General features: G+C 60.9%; 17 protein-coding genes and 1 pseudogene. 9 read left to right on the top strand and 9 right to left on the bottom strand.

Annotated features, from left to right (window positions below; translation table 11 throughout):
- The first annotated feature begins 152 nt into the window (after positions 1 to 152).
- The 3 genes and pseudogenes from BWR59_RS04430 (at position 153) to BWR59_RS04420 (ending at position 3,009) form a co-directional block, all read left to right on the top strand.
- On the top strand, positions 153 to 920 hold the full coding sequence (locus tag BWR59_RS04430) for an SDR family NAD(P)-dependent oxidoreductase (protein ID WP_081564411.1): 768 nt from the start codon (positions 153 to 155) through the stop codon (positions 918 to 920).
- 15 nt (positions 921 to 935) lie between these two features.
- Positions 936 to 2,144: pseudogene (locus BWR59_RS04425) on the top strand (acetyl-CoA C-acyltransferase).
- A gap of 91 nt (positions 2,145 to 2,235) precedes the next feature.
- Complete coding sequence (locus BWR59_RS04420; RefSeq protein WP_081564410.1) at positions 2,236 to 3,009, top strand: enoyl-CoA hydratase; 774 nt, start codon at positions 2,236 to 2,238, stop codon at positions 3,007 to 3,009.
- 18 nt (positions 3,010 to 3,027) lie between these two features.
- Here the strand turns inward: BWR59_RS04420 and tssI are convergent, their stop codons facing one another.
- Both tssI and BWR59_RS32340 read right to left on the bottom strand, forming a co-directional pair.
- Complete coding sequence (gene tssI / locus BWR59_RS04415) at positions 3,028 to 4,938, bottom strand: type VI secretion system tip protein TssI/VgrG (protein ID WP_081564409.1); 1,911 nt, start codon at positions 4,936 to 4,938, stop codon at positions 3,028 to 3,030.
- 86 nt (positions 4,939 to 5,024) lie between these two features.
- Positions 5,025 to 5,201 (bottom strand): hypothetical protein, encoded by a 177-nt coding sequence (locus tag BWR59_RS32340; protein ID WP_168184447.1) that lies wholly within the window; start codon positions 5,199 to 5,201, stop codon positions 5,025 to 5,027.
- Between the two features lie 74 nt (positions 5,202 to 5,275).
- On the opposite strand from BWR59_RS32340, the gene BWR59_RS04410 reads away from it, so the two are divergent.
- Positions 5,276 to 5,977: a YebC/PmpR family DNA-binding transcriptional regulator gene (locus BWR59_RS04410; protein WP_081564408.1), complete on the top strand. Its 702-nt coding sequence runs from the start codon at positions 5,276 to 5,278 to the stop codon at positions 5,975 to 5,977.
- Between the two features lie 113 nt (positions 5,978 to 6,090).
- On the opposite strand, the gene BWR59_RS04405 is transcribed toward BWR59_RS04410, so the two are convergent.
- Together BWR59_RS04405 and BWR59_RS04400 are read right to left on the bottom strand one after the other, a co-directional pair.
- The gene (locus BWR59_RS04405) at positions 6,091 to 7,392 is read right to left on the bottom strand and encodes a leucine-rich repeat-containing protein kinase family protein (protein WP_081564407.1); all 1,302 of its coding nucleotides are present in this window, start codon (positions 7,390 to 7,392) and stop codon (positions 6,091 to 6,093) included.
- Positions 7,393 to 7,453: 61 nt separating this feature from the next.
- On the bottom strand, positions 7,454 to 8,002 hold the full coding sequence (locus BWR59_RS04400; RefSeq protein ID WP_081564406.1) for a TetR/AcrR family transcriptional regulator: 549 nt from the start codon (positions 8,000 to 8,002) through the stop codon (positions 7,454 to 7,456).
- A gap of 106 nt (positions 8,003 to 8,108) precedes the next feature.
- On the opposite strand from BWR59_RS04400, the gene BWR59_RS04395 reads away from it, so the two are divergent.
- The 3 genes from BWR59_RS04395 to BWR59_RS04385 all read left to right on the top strand — a co-directional run bounded on the left by BWR59_RS04395 (position 8,109) and on the right by BWR59_RS04385 (position 13,103).
- On the top strand, positions 8,109 to 9,314 hold the full coding sequence (locus tag BWR59_RS04395) for an MFS transporter (RefSeq protein ID WP_230981956.1): 1,206 nt from the start codon (positions 8,109 to 8,111) through the stop codon (positions 9,312 to 9,314).
- Between the two features lie 165 nt (positions 9,315 to 9,479).
- Positions 9,480 to 11,381, top strand: coding sequence for a propionyl-CoA synthetase (locus BWR59_RS04390; RefSeq protein ID WP_081564404.1), 1,902 nt, complete (start codon positions 9,480 to 9,482; stop codon positions 11,379 to 11,381).
- Between the two features lie 123 nt (positions 11,382 to 11,504).
- Complete coding sequence (locus BWR59_RS04385; protein ID WP_081564403.1) at positions 11,505 to 13,103, top strand: hypothetical protein; 1,599 nt, start codon at positions 11,505 to 11,507, stop codon at positions 13,101 to 13,103.
- Positions 13,104 to 13,128: 25 nt separating this feature from the next.
- Here the strand turns inward: BWR59_RS04385 and BWR59_RS04380 are convergent, their stop codons facing one another.
- Positions 13,129 to 13,887, bottom strand: a complete 759-nt coding sequence (locus BWR59_RS04380; RefSeq protein ID WP_081564402.1) for an anti-sigma factor — start codon at positions 13,885 to 13,887, stop codon at positions 13,129 to 13,131.
- A complete protein-coding gene (locus tag BWR59_RS04375; RefSeq protein WP_081564401.1) occupies positions 13,884 to 14,396 on the bottom strand; it encodes a sigma-70 family RNA polymerase sigma factor in 513 nt (170 codons plus the stop codon). Before BWR59_RS04375 ends, BWR59_RS04380 begins: the two co-directional genes overlap by 4 nt.
- A 193-nt stretch (positions 14,397 to 14,589) precedes the next feature.
- Here BWR59_RS04375 and BWR59_RS04370 point away from each other — a divergent pair, with 193 nt between their 5' ends.
- Entirely contained in the window at positions 14,590 to 15,675 is a 1,086-nt protein-coding gene (locus tag BWR59_RS04370; RefSeq protein ID WP_081564400.1) for a catalase family peroxidase, read from the top strand.
- Positions 15,672 to 16,208: a cytochrome b gene (locus BWR59_RS04365; protein ID WP_081564399.1), complete on the top strand. Its 537-nt coding sequence runs from the start codon at positions 15,672 to 15,674 to the stop codon at positions 16,206 to 16,208. Before BWR59_RS04370 ends, BWR59_RS04365 begins: the two co-directional genes overlap by 4 nt.
- Before the next feature lie 187 nt (positions 16,209 to 16,395).
- On the opposite strand, the gene BWR59_RS04360 is transcribed toward BWR59_RS04365, so the two are convergent.
- From BWR59_RS04360 to BWR59_RS04350, 3 genes are all read right to left on the bottom strand, one after another.
- Complete coding sequence (locus BWR59_RS04360; protein ID WP_081564398.1) at positions 16,396 to 17,538, bottom strand: M14-type cytosolic carboxypeptidase; 1,143 nt, start codon at positions 17,536 to 17,538, stop codon at positions 16,396 to 16,398.
- A gap of 169 nt (positions 17,539 to 17,707) precedes the next feature.
- Entirely contained in the window at positions 17,708 to 18,247 is a 540-nt protein-coding gene (locus tag BWR59_RS04355; protein ID WP_081564397.1) for a DUF4880 domain-containing protein, read from the bottom strand.
- Between the two features lie 466 nt (positions 18,248 to 18,713).
- The gene (locus BWR59_RS04350) at positions 18,714 to 19,181 is read right to left on the bottom strand and encodes an Lrp/AsnC family transcriptional regulator (protein WP_081564396.1); all 468 of its coding nucleotides are present in this window, start codon (positions 19,179 to 19,181) and stop codon (positions 18,714 to 18,716) included.
- Positions 19,182 to 19,189 lie beyond the last annotated feature (8 nt).

Genomic DNA, 19,189 nt, shown 5'->3' with positions numbered 1-19,189 from the left:
ACGCCGCAAAACGTCTGTGGATTACGGCACTGTCCAAAACCACCATCACCGATGCGCGCTTTGACTATTGCCCATCGCGGCCACAGGGCGGAGTATTTCGGCAGGTGGGCAACACACGCCAACAACAATAAAAGTGTAAGGAAGACACCATCATGCAGATCGAAGGCAAGGTATTTCTGGTCAGTGGCGGCGCATCCGGTCTGGGCGCGGCCACGGCGCAGATGCTGATCGAGGCGGGCGCCAGGGTGATGCTGGTCGACGTCAACGCCCAGGCGCTAGAGGCGCAGGTACGAAAGCTGGGTGTCAATGCACGCGCCAGCGTCACCGACATCACTCAGGAAGTTGCAGCCAAGGCTGCGGTCGACCAGGCCATGGCGGCGTTCGGCCAGATCAACGGCCTGATCAACTGCGCGGGTATCGTCGGTGCGCAAAAGATTCTCGGCAAGGAAGGCCCTCATGGGCTGGACACTTTCAGCAGGGTCATCAACGTCAATCTGATCGGCAGCTTCAATCTGCTACGTCTGGCTTCAGCTGCGATTGCCGAGGGCGCCGTCGACGAAGGGGGCGAGCGCGGCGTGATCATCAATACCGCCTCCGTTGCGGCCTTCGATGGCCAGATCGGCCAGGCAGCCTATGCGGCCTCCAAAGGCGCCATCGCCAGCCTGACTCTGCCCGCCGCCCGCGAACTGGCGCGCTTCGGCATCCGCGTCATGACCATCGCCCCCGGCATTTTCGAAACCCCGATGATGGCAGGCATGACCCCGCAAGTACGCGAAAGCCTGTCTGCCGGCGTTCCATTCCCGCCACGGCTCGGCAAACCCGAGGAATACGCGGCGCTGGCGCGCCACATCATCGAAAACAGCATGCTCAATGGCGAGGTGATCCGTCTCGACGGCGCCTTGCGCATGGCGGCGCGCTAATCGAGGAGGTTGCACATGTCACTCAACAAACGCCAAACGCAGATCGAAGACCCGGTGGTCATCGTCAGCGCCGTGCGTACGCCCATGGGCGGCTTTCAAGGCGACCTGAAAAGCCTGACCGCCCCGCAACTGGGCTCGGCGGCCATTCGCGCGGCAGTGGAACGCGCCGGCCTGAGCCCGACAGATGTCGAGCAAGTGCTGTTTGGCTGCGTCCTGCCCGCAGGGCTCGGCCAGGCGCCAGCACGGCAGGCGGCACTGGGCGCAGGCCTGAGCAACGGGACTTTGTGCACGACCCTGAACAAAATGTGCGGCTCAGGCATGCAGGCTGCGATCATGGCCCACGACCTGTTGCTCGCCGGCAGTGCTGATGTGGTGGTCGCGGGCGGTATGGAAAGCATGTCCAACGCGCCGTATCTCCTGGACAAAGCCCGTAGCGGCTATCGCATGGGCCACGGTCAGGTGATCGACCACATGTTCTACGACGGTCTGGAAGACGCTTACGAACGTGGCCGCCTGATGGGCACATTCGCCGAAGAGTGCGCCTCGTTCGAAGGCTTCAGTCGCGAGGCTCAGGATGCCTTTGCCGTGGCGTCTCTTACCCGCGCGCAGGACGCGATGAAAGAAGGCCGATTCGACGCGGAAATCGTTCCGGTGCAGGTCACGGTGGGCAAGGAGCAGAAAGTCATCCGCCAGGACGAGCAACCGCCCAAAGCCCGGCTGGACAAGATTCCCGGCTTGAAACCCGCCTTTCGCTAAGGCGGAACGGTGACTGCTGCCAATTCCAGCTCGATTTCCGATGGTGCTGCTGCACTGACCCTGATGCGCCAGTCGCAAGCTCAGCGTCGCGGGCTCAAGCCGCTGGCGGTGATTCGTGGACACGCGGCTTATGCCAATCAACCGGGACTGTTTCCGACGGCGCCCATCGGCGCCATCGAAAAACTCATGAGCAAGACCGGTTGGTCGCTGGGCGAGGTGGACCTGTTCGAGATCAATGAAGCGTTTGCCGTGGTGGCGCTCGTGACCATGAGCAAGCTTGAATTGCCCCATGACAAAGTCAACGTCAACGGCGGTGCCTGCGCATTGGGACACCCCATTGGCGCCTCGGGTGCACGGATTCTGGTGACCTTGCTCTGCGCCCTGAAACAACGTGGCTTGCAGCGGGGCGTTGCGGCGATCTGCATCGGCGGCGGCGAGGCCACTGCCATGGCGATTGAAATCATTTAATTAAATTAAATCATTGAATTACATCATTTAGTTAAAGCTGGGTGATGTGATTTCCAGCTTTTTACGAAAATCCATAAATGGGCGTATAACAATGAGTTACACGACAATCCTCAAAGATATTCAAGGTCGCGTTGCGCTGATCACGCTCAATCGCCCGGAAGCGCTGAACGCGCTCAATTCACAGCTGATCAGCGAGTTGAACCATGCTCTCGATGAACTGGAAAGTAATCGAGAGATCGGCTGCATTGTTCTCACAGGCTCCGCCAAGGCCTTCGCCGCTGGCGCCGATATCAAGGAAATGGCCGAACTCAAATACCCGCAGATCTACCTGGACGATCTATTCAGTGACAGCGACCGAGTGGCGAATCGGCGCAAACCGATCATCGCTGCTGTCGCAGGCTTCGCCTTGGGTGGCGGCTGCGAACTGGCATTGATGTGTGACTTCATCCTGGCGGCGGACAACGCGAAATTCGGTCAGCCCGAGATCAAACTTGGGGTGCTACCGGGTATGGGCGGCACTCAGCGCCTGACTCGGGCGGTGGGCAAGGCCAAGGCCATGGAAATGTGCCTCACCGGGCGCATGATCGATGCAGTGGAGGCGGAGCGCGCCGGGCTGGTGGCGCGCATCGTGCCTCAGGACCAATTGCTGGAAGAAGCTCTGAAAGTGGCACGGACCATCGCCGCCAAGTCGTTGCCAGTGGCAATGATGGTCAAGGAAAGCGTGAACCGCGCCTTTGAGGTGAGCCTGGCCGAAGGTATCCGCTTCGAGCGGCGGGTATTCCACGCAGCCTTCGCCAGCGAAGACCAGAAGGAAGGCATGGCGGCTTTCATCGAGAAACGTGATCCGGCGTTCAAGAACCGCTGATGGATCATCGGCGACGGGTCACGCCGGGCCCGGCACGATCGCTGTAGCCGGGCGTTGCTGGAAAACGCTGTGCAGGGTCCGGCAATGGCCTGGATGGACCAGGCACAGCGTGGCTTTGTCGTGTCTGTAGAGTTGCAACAATCGCATGTACTGGGCCGGGCGCAGGCCCAGCCAACCCTCGGCATCGGTCTTGCCTTCGAACAGGATGTCTTCGGCGCCGATCCGCGCCAGATAGGCGAGATCCGGCGTCGGCATGCGCACGATGTACCAGGTGCACGAGGCCAGAGGCTGTTGCGCATTGGCGGGATGCAGCAATTGCAGGTCCAGAGCGACGTCGCCTCGCGCGACATCGCCAGAGCGCGCGTCATCCGGTGCATCTGGCGGTACCAGCGGTGTGTAATGAATGCCGGATTCGGTAATGCTCAAGGTTGCCCGCCCCGTGTGCAGCATCATCGGGGCGTGACTGTCGATCTGCAGTCGTTCATCGGTATGCAGCTGTAACAGGGGTTCCACTGCTTCGAGGGCAATGCCGTCGACCTGCAACGTGCGAGTCAGTCGGGTGGCAAGAGGCGCGTCGGCGAAAGCGCCACAGATCACCGGCTGGTCGGGATCGCCTTCGAAAAATCTGACGTGAAGCCGCGTGCCGGACCTGTGCTCGCTCACAGTGCCCACGACCCTTGCCCAGCTGTCGTCTCCGCCGTTGGCAGGGTGTTGCGCCTGCCAGTCGTAGCGAATCCTGACGCGCCCCTGGGTGTCGGCCAGGTCGTCGGTCTGAACGGCCAGGGATACGTCGGTGACATTGGGCTTGTGGTGTTGCAGCGAAGGGCGAAACGGCATTGTCCACGGAATGACTTGAAAGCGGTTGGCGTAACTCGCCAGCACGGGTTTATCAAGTCTGGCGGGAGGTCTGACGAGCGTGGAGGGCGTCTGGTTGGCGGTGGCGATCGCCTGGAGCACCTCGATCACATTCCTCGAAGAGCAATGGCGCAGAGGCGCCAACTGCTTTCCCGAATGCTGGACCTCCGTCAGCAGCCATTGATCATTCAACGCCGTATCGGGATGTCCTTCCACACGGGCTATCTGGCCACTGCGCAACGAGGGCTGACGGCTGGCACCCATAATGTCTCGACGCTCGCAGCGATAGCGTTGCAGTTGTCGTTCACTGAGCTGCCGGTGCCGTCCCGCCATGCCGTCCGACCTGGACAGGGACCAGCGCTGGTTGTCCGCATGACTGTCCACAGGCGCAGGCGTCGATGACGGCGGGGCGTAATGTTCGCCCGCGTGGCTGCTGTAGCTGTTGCGAATGGAAAAATGCTCGGCGAGATGGTCGACGTGGACCGCTGATGGCGATTCGGGAAAGGCTGCAGGATCGTCGGAAAACACCAGCACATGGCGATTGTGGTGATGCTCGAAGCGATAACTGATGCCTTCCTCCTCGCACAGTCGATGCAACAGGTGCAGGTCGCTTTCATCGTATTGCACGCAGTGTTCGCGGGCGGGGTAGAGCCCCGTCAGCTGCTGAAAACGAAATGCGTCCTCGCCCAGCCCGTGGTCATGCAGCAGACGCACAATGATCTGCGGCGCACTCAGTCCGTTATGGGTCCTGCGGCGGATCCTTCCCTCCAGCCGCTGCACTGAGGGTGCCAGCCGCAGGCGATAAAGGCTCATGTCCACGCCGCGATACAACCGCCGCAGCGTGTATACCTCGCCGTGCACCTCATGGGCATCGTCGGGGGCCGAACCCATCGTCAGCAACGCGCTCCGATGCAGCAGGCTGGCGCAGTTCAGCGCCGGGTCGGGGCTGATCAGATCGACATCGAAGCAGAAGGGGGCGTTCAAGCGGTCGCGACCGTTGACGCCGATTACTTGCATATCGGCCGGGCTGTCGGCGATGGCCAAGGTCATTACCACGTGCTGATCTTCGCGCATCTGCTGTTTCACCTTGAAAATTCGAGGCGCAGAGGGTACGAAAAGCGACAGGACAAAAGGGCGACTTCGGAATTTTCGGAAACGGACTACAGGCCCGGTTTGAATATCTTGGGTGTTGTGGTGATGTTTTCCTCGAAACTTATCCTGTTTCGTTTGATCGACGGCAGCACGGCGGGGGTTTCATCTGGCGCTATCGCGTATAAAATGCGCCGGGCGCCATGGATCTGCATCGGCGTGTCATCATCGGTCACCATTTTCAGCATTCATCGTCAGCGTCCCGGCGCGCCACGTCGGGGCGACAACGACGATTTATCGCCATCGGAACAAGAGAGCAATCATGGGCGCACAGTGGAAGGTCAAACACAAAGAAGCAGCAGCCAACGCCAAAGGGCGGATTTTCGGCAAGCTGTCCAAGGAAATCATGATTGCCGCGCGTTCCGGCGCTGATCCCGAAATGAACGCTCGCCTGCGTCTGGTGGTCGAGCAGGCGAAAAAAGCCTCCATGCCCCGCGAAACCCTGGAGCGGGCGATCAAGAAGGGCGCGGGTCTGACCGGCGAGCACGTGCATTTCGAGAAAGTGACCTACGAGGGTTTCGCGCCGCACAAGGTGCCGGTGATCGTCGAGTGCCTGACCGACAACGTCAACCGCACCGTCGCCGAAGTCCGTGTGTTGTTCCGCAAGGGCCAGATGGGCGCAGCGGGCTCGATCACCTGGGACTTCGACCATCTGGGCATGATCGAAGCAGCTGGCGACGGCAAGACCGACCCTGAAGAGGCAGCCATCGAGGCTGGGGCGCAGGATGTCGAGGCTGGCGATGAGGGGGTGACCGTGTTCTACACCGAACCGACCGATCTGGACGCCGTCTGCAAGGCGCTGCCGGAGTTCGGCTTTACCGTGGAGTCGGCGAAGATCGGCTTCCGCCCGAAAAACCCGGTGGAAGGCCTGAGCGACGAGCAGATGGCGGAAGTCGAGGCCTTCCTGGAAGCGATCGACAGCCACGATGACGTGCAGAACGTCTATGTAGGGCTGGCGGGCTAATCAGCCTGATTCGGTCCTGCAGTAGCACGGCTCGCCGGCGCTTGCGAATTCAAAGTCGCCACCGCCGGCAAGCCGTGCTGCTACAGTCCTGTGTGCAGGCTGCATTCAGCTGCTCAGCCTGATATGCCATCCGCGGCGAGCCGTTGTTCGATTTCGGCAAAACCCGGACGGCTCGCTACATCTCCCTGCACACAACGTGTCTGCAACTCGCGCAACGCCGCGGTTTCACCTTCATCCCCCTCGCAGCACGCCAGCAGCTCCCCTAGCAGAATGCCGAAAGCGCGTACTTCGATGCGCTGTAAGATCTGTCCTGTCTCTTCGTCGGGGTAAAACGCCGCTGCGCCGAAATCTCCCAGAAGACTCTCGCCGGTTTCTTCCCAGAGAATATTGTGGGCGTACAGGTCTCCGTGATTGATACCCCGCGCGTGCAGATGACGGCACGCCGAGGCGATTCCCGACGCCATTCGCTTGACCGTGGCCGGGCTCAGCCGTGTGCCGATGTAGACATCGCGGGTGCAGGATTCCAGGCTTGGCGGACGGGCAAGGGTGATGAACGTCGGCGATATCAACTGCATTACCAAGCCACGCGCTGCCTGCGGATGACCAACGATCTGGCCCTCTATGGGAATCAGGTTCCGATGTTTACCCGCTGCGATGCACGCCGCCATCTCGTTCAGCGGCGAGCCGTCGCTGGTCAGATCGCCCTTGTAGCGCTTGACCGCAACCTCTTGCAGCGTCCCGTGTTCGTCAGCCCATTGGCCTTGCTGGATCACCCCGGAAGCGCCTTCGCCCAGTACCTGATGCAGCGTCAGTTGCGACCAGGGAATCTGCCGGATCGGCGTTTCGGTATGGATGTCGTTCAGCGGATTGCCCGCGAACGCCAGCCAGGCTAGCGCTGGCATCTTCAGCAACCAGTGCGGCAACTGGCGGATATCGTTGGCCGAAATGCGCACTAACTCAAGGCGCTGGCAGGCCGCCAGAGACTCGGGCAGGCTTTGCAGACGATTGCCTGCCAGCATCAGTTTTTGCAGGTATTGGCGCTGGCCCAGTTCATCGGGAAGAGCCTCGATGCAGTTATCGGTCAGGACCAGCGAACGCAGCTTCGGCGGCAAGGCGCGAGGGGACACTTCGGCGATTTTGCAGGCTTTGAAGCCGACGAAGAAAAGCTCCTCGCATTGCCCCAGCGCTTCGGGCAGTCGAGTGAACGGGTTGTTGGAGCAGAAGAGGATCTTCAGGTGTTTGAGCCGGTGCAGGTCAGCGGGCAGGTCGGTCAGCCGATTGCCGCTCAGGTCCAGGACTTCCAGCGTATCGCTGAGGCTGAAAATCTCGACGGGAAACTCCGCGAGATCGCAACTGAGGGTAAGCCGCTGGAGGCCCGCCAGCTTGCCGGCGCGCAGGTCTGCAAGAGTGTGCATAGGGGAAGAAACACCGGTGGTGAAAGGCCCGCCATGATAACCAGTCGGCGGGCGCTTGTGCTCACCCCAAGCAACGATCGAGCAATTGATGCATGCGTTCGAGGGTAGGCGCCGATTCGGCGTAGAGAATGCGATAAACCATCGGCGCGACGACGGCGTCGACCAGTTCATCGGCGCAAGGGCTGCGCTCGCCGCGGGCCTGGGCGCGGTCGATGATGATCTGCAACTGATCGCGGACGATGTTCAGGCACTTGCCCGAGCACAGCGTTGCGCTGCTGGCGACCACGTCGCGCATCATTTCCCGGCCGGGAGCAGAGTTGGTTTCTTCAAGATAAACCTCGACCCACGTGCGCAGATCGTCGCGCAGGTTGCCGCAATCCACCGGTTCGTCCGGGCGCAGACGCTCCACGGCGGCGTCGGCCAGCAATGAGGTGAGGTCGCCCCAGCGACGATAGATCGTGGACGGCGTGACGCCTGCCCGTGCCGCGATCATGGGAACGCTCAATGCGGAGCGCTCCTGTTCCTGGAGCAGATCGCGCACTGCCGCGTGGATCGATGTCTGCACCCGGGCACTGCGGCCGCCGGTACGAATGCCTTCTTTGATAGCCATGGAGCGGACCTTAACACAAAGTATTTGCTTTAAGCGGATTCTGCTCGCACACTCTCTAACGCTAATTCGTAGCTTTTGTGGCGTGCTTTTCCGGGAGAGTGTACTCGTGTCTGATTCTTTGCAGAACCCGCAAGTCGATAGTCGGGGCCGGGGTCACCTTGGGTACCTCGCGTTCGTGATGCTTTGCTTTTTCGCAGCGTCTAGCGCCCCGACCCCGCTTTATCACGTGTACCAACAGGCGTGGGGCTTTTCGTCGGCGCTGCTGACGCTGATTTTTGCCGTTTACGCCCTGAGTCTTCTCGCGACCTTGCTGGTGTTCGGCTCGCTGTCTGACTATCTCGGACGGCGCCCGGTGATTTTCGTGGCGCTGGTGCTGGAGATTCTCTCCATGTTGCTGTTCATCGCTGCCACTGACGTCACTTGGTTGATCGCGGCGCGTGTGCTGCAGGGGATTGCCACCGGCATCGCCACCAGCGCGCTGGGCGCGGCGATGCTCGATACCGATCAGAACCAGGGGCCGTTGATCAACAGCATCACACCCATGTTCGGCATGGCCCTCGGCGCACTGGGCACCAGCGCACTGGTGGAGTTTGCGCCGATGCCGCTGTTGCTGGCGTATTTTCTGCTGCTGGCGGCGTTCGTGTTTCAGATGCTCTACCTGCTGCGCGTGCAGGAAACCGTGACGCCGCAACCGGGCGTGCTGAAAACCCTCAAACCTGCGCTGCTTGTCCCTCAGCGCGCACGCAGCACCCTGATGCTGGTATTGCCGGCGGACATCGCCGCCTGGGCGCTGGGCGGTTTCTTTCTGTCATTGGCACCTTCTCTGCTCGCGGCGGCGACCGGTTCGAAATCCGTGCTCAATGGCGGTCTGGCGGTGGCAGCGCTGACCATCAGCGGGGCGATTTCGATCATGAATCTGCGGCTCAAGGCGCCACAGTTAGCGTTGCTGGTGGGCTGCAGTTTTCTTGCGGTTGGCGTCTGCGTGGTGCTGCTGGCGGTGAACCTGGGCTGGCTCTGGCTGTTCTTCACCGGCGCGGTGGTGGCGGGCATCGGTTTTGGCGCGAGCTTTCTCGGGGCGCTGCGGCTGTTGCTGCCGCTGGCTCACGCCCATGAGCGGGCAGGTTTGATGTCGACCTTTCTGGTGCTCAGTTATCTGGCGTTCTGCGTGCCGTCGCTGGTGGCCGGGCTGGCGGTGAAAACCGAAGGGTTGATCGTCACCACCAACGTCTATGGCTCGGTCGTGGTGGTCCTGGCACTGCTGGCGCTGGGCGGGTTGCTGGTGCAGCGGGGCTCCCGGACCAACGCCGCCTGAATCAGGCTTTACTCTGAAGCAGCGCGGCTTGACGGCGGTGGGGTCTGCGAAACCGCTACCGCCTGCAAAACGGTCTGCTACCAGGGACTGCGCAGGCCCTTGAGCTTCTGCTAATTTCATTCCTGTGTTGTCAGCCCTCATAAAAACAATCACAGGGATCCACGGATGAATGACAAAAAAGGCGCGCCCGCCAGCGCGCACTACGAGCACCATCATCAGCGTTCCATCGCCGATCCTCAGGCGTACTGGGCCGAGCAGGCGCAGCAGGTCGCCTGGTACCAAGTGCCCAGGCAGACCTTGGAAACCCTGCCCGACGGGACTCAGCGCTGGTTCGCCGACGGGCAGCTCAACAGCTGTTACCTGGCGCTTGATCGTCAGATCGAACTCGGCCGTGGCGAACAACTCGCCCTTGTCTACGATTCGCCGGTCAGCGATCAGCAAGTGTCTTACACCTTCAACCGGTTGCGCGACGAAGTGGCCCGGCTCGCCGGTCTGTTGCGGCAGTTGGGGGTGGAGAAGGGCGACGGCGTCATCATCTACATGCCGATGATTCCGCAAGCGGCCATGGCCATGCTCGCCTGCGCGCGGATTGGCGCCATGCATTCAGTGGTGTTCGGCGGTTTTGCGCCTCATGAGCTGGCGTTGCGTATCGACGACCTGAAGCCGAAATTGTTGCTCACTGCCTCCTGCGGTCTGGAGTTCGACCGGGTCATCCCGTACAAACCCTTGGTCGACAAGGCTCTGCAGCTGGCGAAGTTTCAACCCGAACACGTGCTGCTCTGGCAACGTCCGCAATCACCGGGGACTCTCGTAGAGGGGCGCGACCTTGACTGGCATTCGTCGCTGGAAGGGGTCGAGCCCGTTGATCCGGTCGCCGTCTCAAGCCTCGACCCGCTTTACATCCTCTATACCTCAGGCACCACCGGCAAGCCCAAAGGCATCGTGCGCGAAAACGGCGGTCATGCGGTGGCGATGCTCTACACCATGAATCAGGTGTACGGCATGCACCCGGGGGATGTCTGGTGGGGAATCTCTGACGTGGGCTGGGTCGTGGGGCATACGCTGATTGTCTATGGCCCGTTGATGGCCGGATGCACCACGGTGTTCTACGAAGGCAAACCGATTCGGACCCCTGATGCCGGCGCCTATTGGCGTATCGTCGAGCAATACGGGGTCAATGCGCTGTTCTGTGCGCCCACCGCCATGCGCGCGATTCGCAAGGAAGATCCTGAAGGGCTGCTGCTGGAGGGCCGGGATCTGAGCTCGATCCGGCAGTTGTTCCTGGCGGGAGAAAAACTCGATTCCAGCACTCACCAGTGGCTCGAAGACCTGACGGGCAAACCCGTGCTGGACCATTGGTGGCAGACCGAGACCGGCTGGCCGGTGACAGCGCCGTGTCTGGGCCTTGAGGGCCATCGCCCCGCGCCGGGCTCGAGCAATCGCTCGGTGCCGGGTTATGCGGTTCAGGTGATGGACGAAGAGGGGCGTCTGCTCAAACCCGGCGAACAGGGTTCCATCGTCATTGCCCTGCCGTTGCCGCCGGGTTGCAGCCAGACGTTGTGGGGCGATCATTCGCGTTATCTGCAGGCGTATCTGCAGGTATTTCCCGGTTACTACAACACCGGCGACGGCGGCTATGTGGACGATGAAGGTTTCGTTTACATCATGGGCCGCACCGACGACGTGATTAACGTCTCCGGCCATCGACTCTCCACCGGGGAAATGGAAGATCTGGTCGGTCAGCATCCGGCCGTGGCGGAGAGCGCGGTCATTGGTGTCCACGATGAAATAAAAGGTCAGGTGCCGCTGGCGCTGGTGGTGTTCAAGGACGGCGTTCAGCAGGACAAGGACGAGATCAGGCGCGAGCTGGTGGCGCTGGTGCGCGAGCGAATCGGCGCGTTGGCGTGCTTCAACCGGGTGGTGGTGGTCAAGCGCTTGCCCAAGACCCGTTCGGGCAAGACCTTGCGTGCGGTGTTGCGCAAGATTGCCGATGGCGAGGCCTACACAATCCCCGCGACCATTGACGACCCGGCCATTCTCGGGGAGATCACCCAGGCGCTTGCCTGATCCGGCCATGTTCGCAAGCGCAGCGGCCATGGATGGCACTGCGCTTTGTATCGCTAAAGTTACAATTGCCGTGGCCGACAGCCTGTGTAGGAAATTACTTACTCACTCGAACATGGAAGTGCCATGACAGCGATTTCTTCACTTTCGGCGACCCAACCGCTGGTGGTCGCCAAAGTTGCGGCGAACACTCCAGTGGCCGGCGCCGCAGTCGACACCGCGAGCCGCGCGGCCTCGCCATCCTCCATCGTGATGCTCGGGCAGGACACCAGTGTCACTGATGCCTTGACCTACAACGCCCGCGGTTCGCTGGGCGGCGGTGACGTTCCGCCTGCCTGGGAGTACACCCAGCAGGACAAGGTGTCGTTGAACATGACCGGCAATTTCAGCAGTTCGTCCACGGCCAGCCGTTTTCAGGGCCTGGGCGCGACGTTGCTGAATCAACTGGCGCAAACCGGCAAGGGCATCTCCCAGTCGGTGATCCGCACGTCCACCGGCAAAGCCCTCGAGCCTGCCGAGCTGGCCGCGGCTCAGGCGAAACTGCACAGCAACGCGGCAGACAACTCCATCAGCCTGACGCTCAAGACCGCCAGCGGCAAAACCGTGCAGTTGACCCTGTCCACTCAAGATAATGGCCTGGCGGTGCAGGCTCAGGTGTCGGGCGGTGACCTCAGCGACGACGAACTCGTGGCGCTGGGCAAGATGGCCGATGGTTTTCAGTCGGCCATCGACGGCCTCACCGCCAAGCCGCCGCAGCTCAAGCTGGACGCGCTGACTCAATTTGACCCGAAGGCGTTCTCTTCGGTCGATTTGAGCACCCGCATCATGCTTGACGAGAAAAACGTCCAGACCCTGGAACTGCATGCCGATGCCGACGGGCGTTCAGTGCGCATGAGCGGCGCCGACGGCGATCTGAACCTGTCAGTGGATCTGAAAAACGCCGCGGTGCTTGGCGACAGCAACCAGCAGGCCAAGGCGCTGAAAAGCTACATGAGCCAGATCGAAGCGGCACGCAAGCGCGGCGACGGTGACCCGCAGTTGCTGTCGATGTTCGAGGACGTCTTTACCAGCCTGCACAGCCACTATTCCGCGACCCGGGTTTCAACCGCGCCGCAGACCGTCAGCTCGATCGAGCTGACCGACACCGATCACAGCATGCTCACCGGCCTTGCCGACTTCAGCGCCTCTGTCAGCGAGAAAAGCGAGTTCGCCAACCCGGCGCGCCCGAGTGAACTGGACAGCTTTACCTATAACCTGTCGCAGTCGACACAATCCAAAGGTCGCGATCAGTCCAACCGAAGCATCGTCCAGGATCAGCAATCGAACCTGGTGGCCAGCTATCACAAGCCGCTTTATGCCGGGCAGAAGCTTGAGCTGAGTCGTGATCCGACGACGCAGAATTATCTTTACTACCAGATCAACGATCAGGCGAGCAGCACGACCAGCATCGGCTATGACAAGGGTGCGCTGGTCAACGCAACGGTGACGCAGGCGGCAAGCCAGTCGACGCGCATTTCGAAATACGTCATGGGCAAACTGGAGTCGGACACCCATACCCCGGTTTCCGCTTCCAAAACCCAGAACTTCCTCAGCGTGTTGAACCAGGCGTTGCAGCAGGACAAGGAAGCGAAGCTGGGGCGTGGGGTTTCCTGGCTGAAGGAAACCCTGGCCGGCATTCAGGACAAGGTGATGTTGCAGAGCAATCCGGCACAACTGAACGGGTAGCCGGACTGCTACAGGATGCGCAGCGTCAGATCGGCTGTTTCAATGCCTGGCGTGCCGCTTGCGCTGCCGGGTCGTCTGCCGGGCCGACGACGGCATAGTTGTAACCTGCACCCGACCAGTAATCGGCCTGCAGCTCGCCATCGCGGCGTGTACCACGGGGCAGCAGATGATTGCGGTCACCGGGTGGGCGAATGTAGAAACTCAATGTCCTTCCCTGGGCATCCTTGTACACGACCATCGCCGCAGCGCCCTGTTCGGTGCTGGTCAGACGCCCGCTGACCGGCTTGAACCCTGCCGACTCAAGATCCGGCAAGCGGTTGGCCTGGGCGAAGTTCTTGTCCAGCCAGACCTGTGCATTGTTGGGCTTGCCGCTGTTCCAGTCGCTGGCCATGTTGTCGTTGACGGCGAACATCCGGTACGCCTGCACCGCGTCCGCCATGGCTGGAACGCCACTGGCCAGCGTCATCTCGCGCGCCTGCCACCCGCTCAGCCCGCCAACGCCGACGGCAATCAGCAAGACCGCGGCCGTGGCAAATTGCCGGGAGCGGCTGCGGCGCAGGCGCTGGCGAATGAACGCCGGGTCAAGCTCGGGGTTCAACGGCCTGTGCAAATCGCCGGAGAGGCCAGCGCGCAGGTTCTGTACATCGAGTTGCCAGGCCAGCACCTGTTTTGCCAGATCAGGGTTGGCCGCCAGGTAGGTTTCCATGGTCTGTTGATCGGCATCGTTGAGCTGACCGTCGACGTAGGCATGCAAGTCACGTTCACTGGGGGGCAAGGTGATCATTTCAGTATCCGCAGGGCAGGGGTGGTGATTTCGCCTTCGCTGAGCAGGCGCAAGGCCTGACGCGCGCGCGACAGGCGGGACATGACGGTTCCCACCGGGACATCGAGGATTGCAGCCACTTCGTTGTAACTCAAGCCTTCGACCGAGACCCAGAGCAACAGCGCGCGCTGCTCGGTGTTCAGCCGCTCGAAGGCTTGCAGCGTGGTCTGGGCGACGACGGTGCGTTCCACGGAAGGCTCGTAATGATCCTCCTTGCCGCCGGTGAACAGCTCCAGCATGCGGCTGTATCGGCGGGAACGTCGATGGGCGTCGAGAAATTGCCTATAAAGAATGGAGAACAGCCAGGCGCGCAGGTCACCGTCGGGACGTTTGCTGCTCCAGGCCGACAGCGCTTTTTCCAGACTCGACTGCACCAGATCGTCGGCGCTGCTGTGATCGCGGGTCAGCGACACGGCAAACCGGCGCATTCGCGGCAGCAGTTCTCGTAATTGATCGTCGACATCATTCATGGGGGTGGTTCCAGGTCGATCGGCGGGGTCGCTTCGGATCGTATGACCAGACAGACGCATGCCGTTGCAGGTTATTCCACGGTAGAAGAAATAAATATCGCCTCGTGGAATAAAAGCCGGACAGCCGCGTCCCACTTCACCTTATTCATTGCACGTCTTTGTTCACAGAGGCCTCAGGCCCGGAGAGTGTTCCATGGTAGACCGTGAGCCGCCGTACCCCCGTAAACCGCCGCTAAGTACCTCAGAAAAGCTCGTTCGCATGGCCGGCATCGGCCTGGTGGTGCTGATTGCCGCCAGCGCCTTTGCCTACGTCAATGGCAGTCTCGACCCACAACGGCTGACTCCGGCCCGTGTCGTCGATGTGTTCGAACACAGCAACGGTGTCCATCCGGGCTATCGTCGCAACCACCCTAAAGGCATATGCGTCGCCGGGTATTTCGAGAGCAATGGCGCCGCCGCGGCCTTGTCCAGAGCACAGGTGTTCGCTACTGGCCGCACGCCGGTGATCGGCCGTCTGGCACTGCCGACCGGTAATCCCTATTCGCCGGACAGTGCCGCGCCGATCCGCAGTTTTGCAGTGCAATTCACGCAAGCCGACGGCCAACAATGGCGCACCGGGATGAACAGCATGCCGGTGTTCCCGGTCGGCACTCCCGCAGCCTTCGTCGACCTGCTGAAAGCCACGGCTCCCGATCCGAAAACCGGCAAGCCTGATCCGGCCAAACCGCCAGCGTTCTTTGCCGCACACCCGGAAGCGCAGCCGTTCCTGGCGTGGGTCAAGACGGCAAAGCCTTCCGCGAGCTTTGTGACCGAGACCTACAACAGCGTCAATGCCTTCGTGCTGGTGGACGCGTCTGGCAAGCGGCAAGCGGTACGCTGGAGTCTGGTGCCGCAAGCCAAGGGTGATGCCCCGGCGCCTGACGCCAAGGACTACCTGCAACAGGATCTGACTGAAAAACTCGCCAGCGGCCCTCAGCGCTGGAATCTGCTGCTCACGCTGGCCAACGCTCAAGACCCGACCAACGACGCCTCGAAAGCCTGGTCGGGCGACCACAAGACCGTGAACGCCGGCACGTTGGTAGTGGACAAGGACAGCCCGCAACTCAGTGGCGATTGCCGCGACATCAACTACGACCCCCTGGTATTGCCGAGCGGCATCGAAGGCTCCGACGACCCGCTACTGGCCGCACGCTCCGCTGCTTACGCGGCGTCCTACATGCGCCGCACCAGTGAAGTCGATCAGCTGAAAGCCGAGCCTGCGCAGGAGAAACAGCCATGAGTACGCCCACCACGCATTTCGCCCCACTGGCTCGCGCGCTGCACTGGCTGATGGCATTGATGGTCATTGCCATGCTGTTCATCGGCGCGGGAATGGTGGCTTCGGTCTCTGAGCGCCACGAGTGGCTTTTGAATCTGCACAAACCCCTGGGCATCGCCATTCTGCTGCTGGTGATCGTGCGGTTGATCGTGCGTTTTTGCACCCGCACGCCGCCGCTCCCGGCTGACTTGCCGGCGTGGCAGGCGCTGGCGGCGAAGCTGTCGCACTATCTGCTGTATGCCCTGATGCTGGCGATGCCGTTGATTGGCTGGGCGATGATTTCCGCCGCCGGGGACCCGGTCATGCTGGGCAGTTCGGTGCGCCTGCCGTCGATTGTGGCTGCGCATGCCGAAACCTTCGCTTTTCTGCGCAAGGCCCATCGGTATCTGGCGTATCTGTTCTTCCTGACCATCCTCATGCACCTGGCAGCGGCGCTGTTTCATGGGTGGGTGAGGAGGGATGAGGTGCTGGACAGCATGTTGCGAGGGAAATAGCTCAGCCTGGCGTGCAGCGGCTTAGGGATGCGCAATTGTCATGGAGGCGATGGTCTCTGTGGCAGACGCCGCAGGTCACGACGGCAGCGAATGGGGTATGTCAGCTTACGTGCTCGTATCTGACACACCGCTTTCGCGATCGTCGTCACCTCCTGTTGCTCCCTCAGTATCGTGCCGGGCCTGAGAATCAGCGCAAGACGGAAACCATCTGCCCCAGAATGGTCAGTACATCCCGCGCCAACTGCATCGAGCGCTTGCCCGACCAGCCGGTGACGACATCCGGTGCGTCGTCGTTGTCCTTGAACGGCATTTCCAGCGTCAACGCCAGGCATTTATAACGCTCGCCCACGCTGTTGCACGCCAGGTTCATGTTGGCCTGGCCCGGTGCAGCCTTCGGGTAGCCGTAGCGGGTCTGGAAATCCTGGGTCAGGCCACTCAGACGCGCGCGGAAGTCGGCTTCCAGGGCCTTCTGTTTGTCGGTGTAGCCAGGGTTGCCTTCACAGGCTGCCGTGAACACGTACGGAATTTCTTCATCGCCGTGTACGTCGAGGAACATGTCGACGCCGTACTTTTCCATCTGCTCTTTGACGAAGAACACTTCCGGGCTGAGTTCCGGGGTCGAATCCTGCCAGGCGCGGTTCAGGTCCTTGCCCTGAGCGTTGGTGCGCAAGTGACCATGGAACGAGCCATCCGGGTTCATGTGCGGCACCAGATACAGATCGGCCGACGCGAGCAGGGCCTGCAAATGGGGATCGTTCTCCTGCAGACGCTGGATTACACCTTCCATGAACCATTCGGCCATGTGTTCGCCGGGGTGTTGCTGGGCGATGATCCAGATCTTGCGCTTGCCCTCGGCACCATCGCCTTTGCGCAGCAGCGGGATATCACGGCCTTCGACGCTTTTGCCGGTGGCCAGCAGTTCGGTTCCGGCCTGGTTCAGCGCCTGATCGATCAGCCAGTCATGGCGTTCGCGGCTGTACGGCTCGAAGTAGGCAAACCAGATCTGCGGCTGTTCCGGGCTCAGGCTGAAATTCAGCGCTTTGCCGTCGAAGCTGCTCGGTACGCGAAACCAGGTTTTCTGGTCATAAGACGCTGCTGCGTTGTAACCGGTCCAGGCGCGGTTGTAACTGGACTCGCTGGCGTTGCACAGGCTGAACCCGTGAGGCTGACCGACCTGCATGCCATCAACCTTGAAGTGAAACCACTGAAAGTGCGGGCTGCGCGTGTCCGGACGGATGGCCAGCTGCACGTTTTGCGGGTTGCTGGCGTCGAGCACGACGATGTTGCCGCTGTCGAAATCACAGGTGATGGAGAGGGGGCTCTGGGTCACGGAAAAGTCCTGAATACGTTAATGCCAACGCTACGCCATCGGGCGACCGTCGCCGTGAAGCAGGACGGCCACGCAGGGCTGTTATGACAGGTACTTTACACGGATCGGAACAGCGGACCGCGACAGAATGTTTTGTCTTTGGGTCATGCTGCAGAGGCGCAGAGCGCCCTCAGGTGAAGGCTTCTGCGGTGACCAGAAGGCTGCACAGGAAGGCAGTCAGCAGCAACCAACCTATATAAATGCGGCGCTTGCGACGGTGCCAGCCGCTGGCGCCGAGGATGGCAGCCGGTGCCTGAAGCTTGCGCCACAACCGTTCGGTGGCCTGAAACGCGTGCAAATGACGAGCGTCAGCATCCAGCCAATGGCGGAATTCGATGCGTTGACTGGCCGTGGCCTGAGGGCTTTGCAGGTGAATGTACCAGCGTCGCGCTTGCAGGCTGACGCTGTCGGGAGACTGGGTGTCGGCGGCCTCGTCGCTGCACTGGTCCAGCAAACGCACCATGCAGCGTTCGACGGCGTCAACGTCCACTTCCAGCAAATGCGCAATGTCGGCGTAGGCCATTTGATCGAGACGACTCAAGAGAAAGACTTGCCGGGTTCTACGGGGCAGCTTCTGGATGCGACGGCGATAGGCGTCGGTTTCCGGGCTCACCGGGATGTCCGGCTGGCGAGTCGCAAGTGAGAAAAGGGAGGTGAGTTGATTAGTCATGGCCTATCACTCGCTGGTCATCCGTGGGTCGTCCTTTAAGGAAGGAGTGGGGGCATCGTCCGTGACGCAGCTCGATGTTAGTGCTTATGAGATTCATTCTCAAGAATCAGAGTGTTTATTTCCGATTTTTCTTTCCAAATATGTGTTTTTGACCGTCTGAACGGTTCAGCGCTCATTTTTCTTTTGCTATCATGCGCGCCATCGAATCGACACCCTCTTCATTAGCCTGAAGAAGTAGCACCCGACCGAACCCAGACCCTAAAAAGGGCAAGAAAAAAAAGACCCGGCAAAAAGCCGGGTCAAAAACCGTGATTAGCCTGATGAGGAGATAATCCTGAAGCCGACCTAAGGCTTCCGGGTTACCAACCGATCTCACGACCGGTTGCGCTCAATAATAATCATTATCATTTGCACGTCAAATGTTTTTTCGCATTCCCGTGAAATTAATTTTTCGTGCGCCTGGCGATCAGTCGATCGGCAGCTCGGTAGTCCTCTTCACTACACTCATCGCAATGTTCGAATGTGCTTCCTGCACATGCGGGCTCTGCAGCAGGTGGTCCCGCAGAAATCGCTCGTAGCTGGCGATGTCCTGCACCACGACCTTGAGCATGAAATCCATATCCCCGGCCATCGTGTAGCACTCCAGTACTTCGGGGAAGCCGATGATCGCGTTCTCGAATTCGGTCAGGTAGCGCCGTCCGTGTCCGGACAGCTTCACGTCGACGAACACCGTCATGGTCAGGCCGAGTTTGGCCGGGTTGAGCAGGGCGACCTTGCGTTCGATCACGCCTTCCTCTTGCAGACGATTGATCCTGCGCCAGCATGGCGATTGCGAGAGCTCCACGCGCTCGGCGATTTCGGCCGCCGACAGGTCTGCATCGTGCTGCAACAGCCGGAGGATTTTGCGATCGATAGGGCTAAGCTTGACCTGCATGAATTGAC

It is taken from the genome of Pseudomonas sp. Bc-h, assembly GCF_002080045.1.
GTDB lineage: Bacteria > Pseudomonadota > Gammaproteobacteria > Pseudomonadales > Pseudomonadaceae > Aquipseudomonas.
This window is presented reverse-complemented; position numbering and strand designations above follow the sequence as displayed.

Coding starts and splice junctions, on each gene's coding strand:
- BWR59_RS04430 (WP_081564411.1), top strand. CDS start 153: ATGCAGATCGAAGGCAAGGTATTTCTGGTCAGTGGCGGCGCATCCGGT.
- BWR59_RS04420 (WP_081564410.1), top strand. CDS start 2,236: ATGAGTTACACGACAATCCTCAAAGATATTCAAGGTCGCGTTGCGCTG.
- tssI (WP_081564409.1), bottom strand. CDS start 4,938: ATGCGCGAAGATCAGCACGTGGTAATGACCTTGGCCATCGCCGACAGC.
- BWR59_RS32340 (WP_168184447.1), bottom strand. CDS start 5,201: ATGCTGAAAATGGTGACCGATGATGACACGCCGATGCAGATCCATGGC.
- BWR59_RS04410 (WP_081564408.1), top strand. CDS start 5,276: ATGGGCGCACAGTGGAAGGTCAAACACAAAGAAGCAGCAGCCAACGCC.
- BWR59_RS04405 (WP_081564407.1), bottom strand. CDS start 7,392: ATGCACACTCTTGCAGACCTGCGCGCCGGCAAGCTGGCGGGCCTCCAG.
- BWR59_RS04400 (WP_081564406.1), bottom strand. CDS start 8,002: ATGGCTATCAAAGAAGGCATTCGTACCGGCGGCCGCAGTGCCCGGGTG.
- BWR59_RS04390 (WP_081564404.1), top strand. CDS start 9,480: ATGAATGACAAAAAAGGCGCGCCCGCCAGCGCGCACTACGAGCACCAT.
- BWR59_RS04385 (WP_081564403.1), top strand. CDS start 11,505: ATGACAGCGATTTCTTCACTTTCGGCGACCCAACCGCTGGTGGTCGCC.
- BWR59_RS04380 (WP_081564402.1), bottom strand. CDS start 13,887: ATGATCACCTTGCCCCCCAGTGAACGTGACTTGCATGCCTACGTCGAC.
- BWR59_RS04375 (WP_081564401.1), bottom strand. CDS start 14,396: ATGAATGATGTCGACGATCAATTACGAGAACTGCTGCCGCGAATGCGC.
- BWR59_RS04370 (WP_081564400.1), top strand. CDS start 14,590: ATGGTAGACCGTGAGCCGCCGTACCCCCGTAAACCGCCGCTAAGTACC.
- BWR59_RS04365 (WP_081564399.1), top strand. CDS start 15,672: ATGAGTACGCCCACCACGCATTTCGCCCCACTGGCTCGCGCGCTGCAC.
- BWR59_RS04355 (WP_081564397.1), bottom strand. CDS start 18,247: ATGACTAATCAACTCACCTCCCTTTTCTCACTTGCGACTCGCCAGCCG.
- BWR59_RS04350 (WP_081564396.1), bottom strand. CDS start 19,181: ATGCAGGTCAAGCTTAGCCCTATCGATCGCAAAATCCTCCGGCTGTTG.